The following is an 11534-nucleotide window of genomic DNA, read 5'->3' as shown; positions in this document are numbered from 1 at the left end:
AGCGCACCCGGGCTATTGAACGGCGCACGGAAGCTGTGGAACGGCGCACAGAAGCACTGGAACGGCGCACCGACCAGATGGCGGAAGAGATGAGGGAGATCCGGCAAGAGATTCGGGATCTGCGCCGCGATTTTCTGGAACGGCGTTAGCTTCCATCCAACCGTGGCCCAAGCGCTCACAGCCCCGCTCCCAGGGGAAGAGAGGGGTTGTGTGAGATACAGGGCTAGCATGGCAACAGAGAAACTTTTGGCCGAGACGGTGTATGGCTTGGGCAAGGGGATCCGTTTCTGCACCCTCAACAGCTCGCCTGAGGTTGGCCGAATACCTTGTTTATTCGGATGGCGGGGATACCCGCTATGAGCTGGTGGCGGGAGAGTTGGTTCCCATGGCCCTTCCAACCGGACGGCATGTGCAAATTCAAAAGTTTCTCAGCCAAGTTTTCGAGGCAGAGATTGCACGGCAGCAGTTGCCCTGGACAACGATACAGGGAGGCTTGGGGATCCAGTCGCCACGGGGCAGCCACCGGTGGGATACGGTGCGGATCCCGGATGTGGTGGTGCTGCCTTTGGAACAGTGGCAGGAGATGGGATCCAGAGAGGCGTTGATCCGCCTAGAGGAGCCGCCGCTGCTGCTGGTGGTGGAGGTGGTGAGTGAGTCGAGCCGGGCAGCAGACTATCGGGCCAAGCGGGCGGAATACTGCGTTTTGGGGATCGGCGAGTATTGGGTTGTGGATCCCTTGGAGGAGAAGGTGAGCCTGCTGCTGCTTCATGAAGGCTGGTACGATGTGCTGGAGCTGAAGGGATCCGATCCGGTATCCTCAAAGGTCTTTCCCAAGCTGGAGTTGCAGGCGGGGGAGATCTTGGCTGCGGATTCGGGTTATTCTGGTAAAGCTACGGGGAGTTAGCTCAGTTGGTAGAGCGCTGCGATCGCACCGCAGAGGTCAGGGATTCGAGTTCCCTACTCTCCATTGAGGTTTTGGATTTGGATCCCTTGCCCCCGATCCCTCTCCCAGGAGGAGAGAAGAGTTAGTGGTGGTAGGATTTCCTTATTCTGTAGTGTTTCAGTAACCATGACGCCCGAGCAAGAACAGTGGCTGATTCAAGCCATCCAAGAGTTGCAAGCCTCCCAAAGAGAGTTGCAAGCCTCCCAAAGAGAGCTGCAAGCCTCCCAAAAAGAATTGCAAGCTGCCCAGCAGGAGCTGCGTCTTGTCCAGCAAAACCAGCAGGTTTTGATTCAAGAGCTGCGGGAGGGACAGGCGATACTGGCGCAGTTCTTTCGCGAGTCAATGGATCGGTTTGACGAGCGTACTCGGGCCATCGAACGCCGCACAGAAGCACTGGAACGGCGCACTGACGAGATGGCCCGAGAGATGCGGGAGATGCGGCAAGAGATTCGGGATCTGCGCCGCGATTTTTTGGAACGGCGTTGACTGCCAACAGACCGAGCGCTCTGCGTTGCTAATGTAACCATCCCCGGATCCTTCTCCCAGGAGGAGATTTAGGGTGGTAGGATTTCCTTATTCCGTAGTGCTTCAGTAAGCATGACACCTGAGCAAGAGCAGTGGCTGATTCGGGCCGTCCAGGAGTTGCAAGCTGCCCAGCAAAACCAGCAGGTTTTGATCCAAGAGCTGCGGGAAGGGCAGGCGATGCTGGCACAGTTTTTCCGGGAGGCGCTGGATCGCTTTGACGAGCGCACCCGAGCCATTGAACGGCGCACGGAAGCTGTGGAGCGCCGCACCGAAGCTTTGGAACGGCGCACTGACGAGATGGCCCAAGAGATGCGGGAGATGCGGCAAGAGATTCGGGATCTGCGCCGCGACTTTTTGGAACGGCGGTAACTTGGGCCCAAGCGCTCTGCATTGCCGACGCCCTCACCCCCAGCCCCTCTCTCTCAGGGAGAGGGGAAATTGGCGGGATTTTGGGTAGGAAGGGATCCCACCTAGATTAATCTAGAGGAACTTTGTCTGGCCTCACTGGCATTTGCCCTTCCCCACGAGTTTGCCTATGTCTGTCATCCGTGCCCTCCACAGGCAGTTGGTAACCAAAGAGCGCTCTGCCGAAGAGATCGCCCGCGAATACCTGGAGCGTCTCACCCAACTGGAGCCGCAGCTCAAGAGCTTTATTACTGTGACCGAGGAACTGGCTCTGCAACAGGCCAGGGCGGTGGACGCCCGCATTCGGGCCGGGGAAGAGATTGGCCCTTTGGCCGGGATCCCGTTAGCTGTCAAAGACAACCTCTGTACCCAAGGGATCCGCACCACCTGCGCTTCCCGGATGCTGGAGGGGTTCATTCCCCCCTACGAGTCAACAGTGACGGCGCGGCTGGCGGCTGCGGGCATGGTGACGGTGGGCAAGACCAACCTAGACGAGTTTGCCATGGGCAGCTCCACGGAAAACTCGGCCTTTCAGCGCACGGCCAATCCCTGGGATCTGACGCGGGTGCCAGGGGGATCCTCTGGGGGATCGGCGGCGGCGGTGGCTGCCGACCAGGCGGTGGTGGCTCTGGGCTCGGATACGGGGGGATCCATCCGCCAACCGGCAGCTTTTTGTGGGGTGGTGGGCCTCAAGCCCACCTACGGGCTGGTGTCTCGCTACGGGCTGGTGGCCTTTGCTTCGTCTTTGGATCAGGTGGGGCCGTTTGGGCGCACGGTGGAGGATGTGGCCTTGCTGCTGCAGGGGATCGCCGGCCATGACCCGATGGACTCCACCAGCCTGAAGGTGGATATCCCGGACTATAGCCAGGCTCTGATCCCGGACATCAAGGGGTTCAAAATCGGGGTGATCCGCGACTTGCTGGGGGAAGGATGCGGCGAGGAGACCCGCGCTGCCGTGCAAGCGGCCATTCAACATCTGCAGGAACTGGGGGCCGAGATCCTGGAGATCGACTGCCCCAGTTTTCGCTACGGCCTTGCCACCTATTACATCATTGCCCCTTCGGAAGCCTCTGCCAATTTGGCCCGCTACGACGGGGTGAAATACGGCCTGCGGGAACCTGCCGACTCGCTGCTGGCCATGTATGGCAAGACCCGCGCCCACGGCTTTGGGCCAGAAGTCAAGCGGCGCATCATGATCGGCACCTATGCCCTCTCCTCGGGGTACTACGACGCCTACTACCTCAAGGCTCAGAAGGTGCGCACCCTCATCAAGCAGGACTTCCTCAAGGCTTTCGAGAAGGTGGATGTGCTGGTCAGCCCCACCACCCCCACCCCAGCCTTCAAGCTCGGCGAGCGGGAGGATCCCCTCAGCATGTACCTCTGCGACCTGATGACGATCCCGGTGAACCTGGCGGGCTTGCCGGGGCTGAGCCTGCCCTGCGGGTTTGCCGATGGGCTGCCCATTGGCCTGCAAATTGTGGGCAATGCCCTACAGGAGAGCAAGGTGCTGCGGGTGGCCTATGCCTATGAGCAAAGCACCGACTGGCACAAGCGACGGCCGCCGCTGGGGCAGCCCTCAGTTGAAGAGGGCGAGGGATCCGATCCCGGCCAAGCTCAAGCCAAGCGCAGATCCGGCAAAAGGAGCAAAAAATCCAAAAGCTGAGGCGGGAAGGGCGGCAACTAGGCCATGCCCATCTGGTTGGCCGCTGAAAAGCGTTCCATAAAGCGCAGGAAGCGATCCCACTCTGCCTCGGTTTCCATGTCGTAGGTCACTTCCAGGGCTTTGAATTCCCCGTTCAGGAACTTGGCCCTGATGTTGCGGGTGGTCAGCTCCCCTTCCTCATCGATCATCCGCATGCCGAGGATGTTTTGCGTATCGGATTTTAGATCCTCGAAGCGGAAAATCGCGGATCCCCGGTTGCCGGTCTTGGATTTCAGCACTCGCACCTGGGTGGGCACCTCTTGGATGCCGGGGGAGAACTCGATACTGGCCATGATGTCCTACGAAACACGATGATTTAAGCCATTATAACCGGCCAATCCCCGCATCCTGCTCCAGAAAATCTCTCAGCTCCTGGGCCGTCATCTGCTCCAGGTGATGGCCGGCCTGCCGTTGGGCTTCTGCCACATCGGGGATCCGGTCGCACAGGGCGCCAACCCGAAGGGGAAGAGGCTGGGCTGCCAACCCAGCGCGCGCTGCCGGAGTCACCTGGCCACAGAGGATGAGCAGGGGTTTTTGGGCTTGGATAGCCTGCTCCAGCACGGCCCCCACCACCTTTCCCATCGTGCTTTGTTCGTCGAGGCAGCCCTCTCCGGTGACGACCAGATGGCAGCGGCGGATGCGCTCCGGCAGGGCCAATTGCCGCGCCAAGAGCTGGATCCCGGACTCCAGAGTGGCCTCCAAAAAAGCCACCAGACCTGCTCCTAAGCCGCCTGCGGCTCCGGCCCCCGGGATCCCGGCCACGGCCTGGCCCAAATCTCGCTCCACCACTTGAGCCCACTGCTGCAGCGCCTGCTCCAACTGCTGCGCCTGGGAAGGGGTGGCGCCCTTCTGGGGGGCAAAGACGGCGGCGGCTCCCAACGGGCCAGTGAGGGGATTCTGCACATCGCACAGGCCGCGGACCCGTTTCCCCTGCCAAACAGGCTGTTCGGGGGGCTCGATGCGCGCCAGCCGGGCCAGCTCCGCCCCACCCCAGCCGATGGGATCCCCGGCCTCGTTCAACAGGCGATAGCCTAATGCCTGCGCCATGCCGGCTCCCCCATCCACAGTGGCGGATCCCCCCAGTCCTATCCAGATCTCAGCGATGGGATCGCGGCAAACAGCCCGCAGCAGCTCCCCCAGGCCGTAGGTGGTGGTGCGGGTGGGATCCCGCCGCTCCGGTGGCACCAAGGTCAGGCCAGCCACCTGGGCCAGCTCCAACAGGGCCAGCTCTCCTGCCACCCCGTACTCCGCCCAGACGGGATCCCCCAGGGGGCCGGTGACCCACAGACCCTTTTTCTCTCCCCCCAGCGTCGGCAGCAATACCTCTAGGGTGCCCTCTCCCCCATCGGCCAAGGGGAGCCGCTCCACCTCGGCCTCCGGCAGCACCTGTTGGATCCCGCGGGCCATGCTCTCTGCCGCCGCCGTGGCTGTTAGGGATCCCTTAAAACTATCCGGGCAAACCAAAATCCGCCGCGGTGGGCTGCTGAACTGGGATCCCTTTGCCTGGAAACCCGCATCCAGCATGGAACCTCCTCGGCGGCGCTAAAAGGTGGATTGCAAGCCTAGCCCTCCTCCTCTGCTGGCGAAGGCTGATCCGCGCTGGCAGGCTGGGAGGCACTGCCCAAAGATTGCTCCAGGGCTAGGCGCTGCTCCATGACCCGCAGGAAATAGCCGCCCATCATCGCGCCGGAGAGCATTTTGGCCAAGCTCTCGCGGTTGGTGATGATCTGAACCCCGAATTGATCGGAGGGCAAGCTCCCCACCAAGCTGCGGATGTTGTGGCCCAAGATCTCCAGCACTTCTGGGGAAGAATTGCGGGCAATATCCTGAAAGACGCTGGGATCCTGAGATTGCAAGTATTGCCAGAGCCGGTTGTCGGGGCTCGGAGTTTGCAATGCCTCAAAACCAGGGATGAAGTTCAACGGGCTCGCCATGGAGTAACCAAGCTCCACAAACACAGCAGATGCCATCCCAACTGGGCTGCTCGGCCTGATCCCACAGGCCTTTGCCGTTCCCGCAATTTGGGCTATCCCAAAGGTAACACCCCATCCTCACCCTCTCCGGTACGGGATCCCACCCTTCTGCGGCGGCAAATGCCGTACCTAAGTAACGGCCGGGGATCAAGCGCTGGCTTCTGAGGTCTCCTCCTCGGCAACCAAGGCAGCGGGTACCACTGTAACTCCCACAATGCTGTCTTCCGGATCCAGGCGCTGCACCAGCACCCCGGTCGCCTCGCGGGACTGGGTGGGAATGGCCTTGGCCAACTGGCGCATGACAATGCCCCTGGCGGTTACCAACAGGATCTCGTCTTCGGCATTGACGATGCGCAGGGCCGCCAGCTCGTCCGACGCCTGGCGGAACTTGGTGGCGATCACCCCCTTGCCGCCGCGGTTTTGCTGGCGGAAATTGTCGATGGCCGAGCGCTTGCCCCGCCCTTCTTTGGTGATCACCAGCACCCAAGGGTTAGCCAGCTTCTCCCCCTCTCGCTCGGCAGCCATCACCGATTCGGCAGAGATAATATCCATGCTGACGATGTCATCGCCGGCGTTGAGGGTAATGGCCCGCACGCCCCGGGTGGCCCGTCCCAGAGGGCGCAGTTGCTCGTCATCCGCCGGGAAGCGAATGGACATGCCTTGGCGGGTCGCCATGACCACATCATCGCTGGAGCGGGCGCGGCGCACCCAGCGCAGTTCGTCGTTTTCTTCCAGAGAGATGGCAATCAGGCCGTTGGAGCGTACATTGGCAAAGGCGCTGAGGGCCGTTTTTTTGATGTAGCCGCCGCGGGTGAGCATCACCAGATATTCGTCGTCGCTGAACTGGCTCACCGGCACCATGGACGTAACCCGCTCTTCCCGGGTGATCGGCAGCAACTGAACGATGGCGCTGCCGCGGGCGGCGCGGCTCCCCTGGGGGATCTGGTGGGCGGGCAGGGTATAGACTACGCCCCGATTGGTGAAAAAGAGGATGGTGTCGTGGCTGCGACAGGCAAAAAACTGTTCGATGGCATCGTCTTCTTTGATGCGGGCGCCGGCTTTGCCGCGGGTGGCTCGCCCCTGCACCTGGAACTCCTCAAGGCCCATGCGCTTGATATAGCCCTGCTCGGTTAGAAAGATAACCGTCTCCCGATTTTCGATCAGATCATCCGTTCCCAGCTCCCCATCCTCCAAACAGAGGCGGGAACGGCGCGGGCTGGCAAAGCGGGCTTTGAGCTGCTGCAGCTCTTCGCTGATGATCTGCATCACCCGTTCTCGGCGGGCCAGAATATCCCGCAGGTCGGCAATTTGCCTCACCAAGTCTTCGTGCTCGGCCTGGATTTTTTCCGCTTCCAGGGCGGTGAGGCGGCGCAGCTGCATCTGCAGGATCCCGTCGGCTTGGGCTTCACTCAGGCCCAACACCGCCTGCAATTCCTCTCGGGCTGTGGCGGTATCGGCGGCTCCCCGAATGAGGGCAATCACCCGATCCAACTGCCCCAAAGCCAAGAGATAGCCCTGCAGCAGGTGATCCCGCTCTTCGGCTTTTTGCAGCTCGTAGCGGGTGCGCCGCTCGATCACCTCTTCCCGAAAATCCAGAAAAGCCTGCAGCGCGTCCCGCAGGGTCAGGGTGCGCGGCTCGCCGTTGAGGATGGCCAGCATGTTGACCCCGAAGTTGGCCTGCAGGGGGGTTTGCTTGTAGAGGTTGTTGAGCACCACCTGCGGCTGGGCATCCCGCTTTAGCTCGATCACCACCCGCATGCCGCTGCGGTCGCTCTCGTCACGGATGTCGGCAATGCCTTCCAGCTTTTTCTCGTTGACCAGCTCGGCGATCTTCTCAATCATGGCTGCCTTGTTGGTTTGGTAGGGCAGCTCGGTGATGATGATGGCATCCCGAACCGGTCGGCCCCGCTGCTCTATGGTTTCGACGGTGGCCACCCCCCTCAGGGTGATGGAGCCGCGCCCGGTGGTGTAGGCTTCGCGGATGCCCTCCTGGCCCATGATCAGCGCCCCGGTGGGGAAGTCGGGGGCCGGGATCCACTGCATCAACTCCAGGCTGGTCAGGTTGGGGTTGTGGATGAGGGCGATCAGGCCGTCCACCAATTCGCCCAAGTTGTGGGGCGGGATGTTGGTGGCCATGCCCACGGCAATGCCGGAAGAGCCGTTTAAGAGCAGTTGCGGGATCCGCGCCGGCAGCACCAGGGGTTCTTGCTGGGATCCGTCGTAGTTGCCGACAAAATCGACAGTGTTGGCGTCAATATCTTGGAGCAGGGCTTCTTGGGCAAAGGCAGTCAGCCGACACTCGGTGTAGCGCATGGCCGCCGGCGGGTCGTTGTCTACAGAGCCGAAGTTGCCGTGCCCATCCACCAGCCGCTCCCGCATGGAGAAATCTTGAGCCATGCGCACCAGCGCATCGTAAACCGCCTGATCCCCGTGGGGATGGTATTTCCCAATTACATCCCCCACGACGCGGGCACACTTGCGAAAGGGGCGATCCGCCGTCAGGCCCAACTCGTGCATGGCGTAGAGAATGCGGCGGTGCACCGGCTTCAGGCCATCCCGCGCATCTGGCAAAGCCCTCCCGACGATCACGCTCATGGCGTATTCCAGGTAGGACTGCGACATCTCCCGCTGCAGGTCGGTGGAGATGATGCGCGCCGTCGATTCGTTGTCGCTCATGGGGTTGGGTTATCGTTGAGGGATCCCAGTCGGCCTTGGCGCAGTGGGTTCATGGAAGTTTATCGAGAAGCCAACCTTGGCCGTGGCAGACTGAAGGTGATTGAATTGAGCAGAAAGCTTTTGTATTCCCAGTCTACCATTCGCCCTTTGTGAAGGCTGGCTGACTTCCAGTAGGAGAGGCTCGGTGGTTCATCGGCGGCCCTCTCTACAGCCTCATGGATCGAGATTTACAGATGGGCCAAGCGGAGCTGATCATTACCCTGACCGGCATCGACGACACCTTTTCCCAAACCATCCATGCTCGCCACTCCTACTTGGCCGATGAGATTCTCTGGAACCACCGATTTGCCGATATTCTCCACCTGGACAGCAATGGGCATCGCTATGTGGATTACTCCCACTTTCACACCACTCTGCCAGCTTGAGCCCCATGCCTCACTCTGAGTGGGATCCAGATAGGGATCCCTGAGGGAAATCATAGAAGAAAACCTATCATCTAGCGTGATCTCTATAGTAACGTTCAATGATAGGCTGCCCATAGCGTCGAGGGCTTTGGGGCATGCTGAGCCAAGCGAAAGAACAACAGTCCGGCGGCAAGAGATTTCTGGATTGGCACCGACGTCTGAGCCTAGACAACTGGCGCGGGGATCTCTTCGGTGGGCTGACGACAGCGATTGTTTCCTTGCCGATGGCCTTGGCCTTTGGGGTGGCTTCGGGGGCAGGGCCGGTGGCGGGCTTGTACGGAGCAGTATGCGTGGGCTTTTTTGCGGCTCTGTTTGGGGGTACGCCCACGCTCATCTCCGAACCCACCGGGCCGATGACTGTGATGATGACGGCGGTGGTTGCTAATGTTACAGCTCGTTACCCGGAGCAGGGGCTGGGGCCGGCCTTCACCGTGGTGATGCTGGGGGGCTTATTTCAGGTCCTGTTTGGATCCCTGAAACTGGGTAAATACATCACCCTTATGCCCTACAGCGTTATTTCCGGCTTTATGTCCGGGATCGGCTGGATCATGATTTTGCTGCAGATCCCGCCGCTTTTGGGCCACGCCAGCCAGGGGGGAGTGATTGGGGCGGTGCAGAACCTGCCGACCTACCTGCTCAACCTCAAGATGCCAGAGCTGGGGCTGGGGCTGCTGACGCTTGCCATCCTTTTTGGCTATCCCAAGCCCTGGCGACGGGTGGTGCCGCCGCAGTTGGTGGCTTTGGTGTTGGGAACGCTGGTGGCCAGCTTGTTCATGGCCGATTGGGATTTGCGGCGCATTGGCCCTATCCCCACCGGTTTGCCGCAGTTGCAGTGGCCGCAGTTGCCCTTTGCTTCCCTGGCCAACTTGGTGCTGGATGGGGTGGTGCTGGGGATGCTGGGCTGCATCGACACCCTCTTAACGGCAGTCATTGCTGATAACCTCACCCGCACCCGCCACGACTCCGACCAAGAGCTGATCGGGCAGGGGATCGCTAACTTGGTGTCCGGCTTCATGGGAGGGCTGCCGGGAGCAGGGGCAACCATGGGCACGGTGGTGAATATCCAGTCGGGGGGACGTACCCCTCTGGCGGGCGTCACCCGCGCCCTCATTCTGTTGATGGTGGTGCTGTTTGCCGCTCCCCTCACGCAAGGGATCCCAATGGCGGTGCTGGCAGGGATCGCCTTTAAGGTGGGGGTGGATATCCTCGACTGGAGCTTCCTGAAACGGGCCCACCGCCTTTCCCTCAAAGGGGCAGCCATCATGTACGGAGTGATGTTCATGACGGTGTTTGTGGATCTCATCGCTGCAGTGGGAGTGGGAGTGTTTGTGGCCAACTTGCTCACCATTCAACGCCTCAGCGAGATCCACTCCGAAGAGGTGAAAGCCATTACCGATGCCGATGATGCGGTGGATCTCACTCCCCGTGAGAGGGAATTGCTGCGCCAGGGATGCGGGCAGGTGTTGCTGTTTTACCTGAGCGGGCCGATGATCTTCGGGGTTTCCCAAGCCATTTCCCGCCAACATCAGGCGGTGGCCTCCTGCCAAGCGCTGGTGGTGGATCTATCAGATGTGCCGATGCTGGGAGTTTCGGCGACGCTATCCTTGGAAAATGCCATCCGCGAGGCCCTGGATCGGGGCAAACAGGTGTGGATTGTTGGGGCCAAGGGCCGGATCCGGCAGCGCCTGGAAAACCTACATTTGCCGCTGCCCCCAGAGCGGTTTGTGGACAGCCGTGAGGTGGCTTTGGCCGAGGCTGTTGCCCAGTTGGGCTTGCCGCTCGAGGCCAGTCCCCTGGTTTGAGTAACCCCAATTGGCCTGAGCCACAAAGCTGCGGGATCCGTTTGCCAGATCTAGGTTAAGTCTGAGTCTATGCAATGGAAGGGTCGGGTCGCCTACTTGGCAACCATGCATCGCAAAGAGCAGGTCATCGGCCCTCTCTTGGCTGAACATTTGGGGATCCAAGTTCAAGTAGTAGCTTTCGACACCGACCAACTGGGCACCTTCTCGCGGGAGCGGCCCCGACCGGGGGATCCCATCCACACTCTGCGCCTGAAGATTGCAAGGGCTTTGCAGGATCATCCTGAAGCTCTGGGCTTGGCCAGCGAGGGGTCCTTTGGCCCCCACCCTCAGATTCCCTGGATCCCTTGGAACCAAGAATGGGTCATGCTCAGGGTTTTTGAACCCGGCGCGGAGCCCTTGGAGCTGGTCGGCTATGCAGAGAGCACCCAAACCAATTTCGGCCATCGCTGGGTGCAGAGCTGGGCAGAAGCGCTGGACTTTGCCCAAAGGGCGGGTTTTCCCCAGCACGCTCTGATCGCCCTCGACCAGCCAGAAAAGCCCCAGGTTATCCACAAAGGAATCCAAGACGAAGCAACCCTGAAGCAGGTGGTGGGGGAGCTGCTGGCTCGGCAGGGTGGCCTGCATCTGGAAACCGACATGCGGGCCATGTGCAACCCAACCCGGCTCCAAGTCATCGCAGCCGCCACCCAAAACCTAATCGCCAAAGCCCAAAGCCTGTGCCCGGCCTGCGGCACTCCTGGCTACTGGCAGATCCGCTCGGTCTCTGGACTGCCCTGCGGCCAATGTGGCGCCCCCACCCCCGTGGCCAAGGCTTGGGTATATGGCTGTGCTCGCTGTTCCCACACCCACACCGAGCCTGTGGCAGAGCCCTGGGCGGATCCCGCTCAGTGTGCCTTTTGTAATCCCTAGCTTTGTCCCAAGCTTGACGTCAAGCCCAGGCTTTCATCCCCCCAGAGGGGCTGATGTAAGAGAATAGGGATCCAACCCAGTGGATCCCTACTTAGCAACTTGGATGTCAGCGCAGGGATTTTAAGAACTAGAAAG

Annotated in this window: 11 protein-coding genes and 1 tRNA gene; 8 read left to right on the top strand and 4 right to left on the bottom strand. The window is 60.9% G+C overall.

All coding sequences use genetic code 11. The annotated features are described in order from the left end of the window. Positions 1-262 precede the first annotated feature (262 nt). The 5 genes from NW839_RS03410 to gatA all read left to right on the top strand — a co-directional run bounded on the left by NW839_RS03410 (position 263) and on the right by gatA (position 3536). Complete coding sequence (locus NW839_RS03410; protein ID WP_414351730.1) at positions 263-904, top strand: Uma2 family endonuclease; 642 nt, start codon at positions 263-265, stop codon at positions 902-904. Then, positions 895-967, top strand: a tRNA-Ala gene (locus NW839_RS03405). Before NW839_RS03410 ends, NW839_RS03405 begins: the two co-directional genes overlap by 10 nt. A gap of 102 nt (positions 968-1069) precedes the next feature. Beyond that, positions 1070-1429 (top strand): hypothetical protein, encoded by a 360-nt coding sequence (locus tag NW839_RS03400; RefSeq protein WP_414351729.1) that lies wholly within the window; start codon positions 1070-1072, stop codon positions 1427-1429. 111 nt (positions 1430-1540) lie between these two features. Continuing rightward, positions 1541-1837, top strand: a complete 297-nt coding sequence (locus NW839_RS03395) for a hypothetical protein (protein ID WP_414342514.1) — start codon at positions 1541-1543, stop codon at positions 1835-1837. Positions 1838-2003: 166 nt separating this feature from the next. Next, positions 2004-3536 (top strand): Asp-tRNA(Asn)/Glu-tRNA(Gln) amidotransferase subunit GatA, encoded by a 1533-nt coding sequence (gatA, locus tag NW839_RS03390; protein ID WP_414351728.1) that lies wholly within the window; start codon positions 2004-2006, stop codon positions 3534-3536. Between the two features lie 17 nt (positions 3537-3553). Here the strand turns inward: gatA and psb28 are convergent, their stop codons facing one another. The 4 genes from psb28 to gyrA form a co-directional block, all read right to left on the bottom strand. Next, positions 3554-3868, bottom strand: coding sequence for a photosystem II reaction center protein Psb28 (psb28, locus tag NW839_RS03385; RefSeq protein WP_011433213.1), 315 nt, complete (start codon positions 3866-3868; stop codon positions 3554-3556). 31 nt (positions 3869-3899) lie between these two features. After that, the gene (locus tag NW839_RS03380; RefSeq protein ID WP_414351727.1) at positions 3900-5099 is read right to left on the bottom strand and encodes a glycerate kinase; all 1200 of its coding nucleotides are present in this window, start codon (positions 5097-5099) and stop codon (positions 3900-3902) included. 38 nt (positions 5100-5137) lie between these two features. Continuing rightward, positions 5138-5509 carry a DUF760 domain-containing protein gene (locus tag NW839_RS03375; protein ID WP_414330541.1) on the bottom strand — a complete coding sequence of 124 codons (372 nt, stop codon included), beginning with the start codon at positions 5507-5509 and terminating at the stop codon, positions 5138-5140. A 186-nt stretch (positions 5510-5695) separates the two neighbouring features. Further along, on the bottom strand, positions 5696-8224 hold the full coding sequence (gyrA, locus tag NW839_RS03370) for a DNA gyrase subunit A (RefSeq protein WP_414351725.1): 2529 nt from the start codon (positions 8222-8224) through the stop codon (positions 5696-5698). A 191-nt stretch (positions 8225-8415) separates the two neighbouring features. On the opposite strand from gyrA, the gene NW839_RS03365 reads away from it, so the two are divergent. The 3 genes from NW839_RS03365 (at position 8416) to NW839_RS03355 (ending at position 11399) form a co-directional block, all read left to right on the top strand. Continuing rightward, positions 8416-8649 carry a hypothetical protein gene (locus tag NW839_RS03365; RefSeq protein ID WP_414351731.1) on the top strand — a complete coding sequence of 78 codons (234 nt, stop codon included), beginning with the start codon at positions 8416-8418 and terminating at the stop codon, positions 8647-8649. Between the two features lie 134 nt (positions 8650-8783). Then, a complete protein-coding gene (locus NW839_RS03360; RefSeq protein WP_414351724.1) occupies positions 8784-10490 on the top strand; it encodes a SulP family inorganic anion transporter in 1707 nt (568 codons plus the stop codon). 69 nt (positions 10491-10559) lie between these two features. Beyond that, positions 10560-11399, top strand: a complete 840-nt coding sequence (locus tag NW839_RS03355; protein WP_414351723.1) for a DUF6671 family protein — start codon at positions 10560-10562, stop codon at positions 11397-11399. Positions 11400-11534: the final 135 nt, after the last annotated feature.

Source organism: Synechococcus sp. R5-15, from assembly GCF_047462035.1.
Classification (GTDB): domain Bacteria; phylum Cyanobacteriota; class Cyanobacteriia; order Thermostichales; family Thermostichaceae; genus Thermostichus.
Note: the sequence above shows the minus strand (reverse complement) of the source record. Positions and strands in the feature narration are given on the sequence as shown.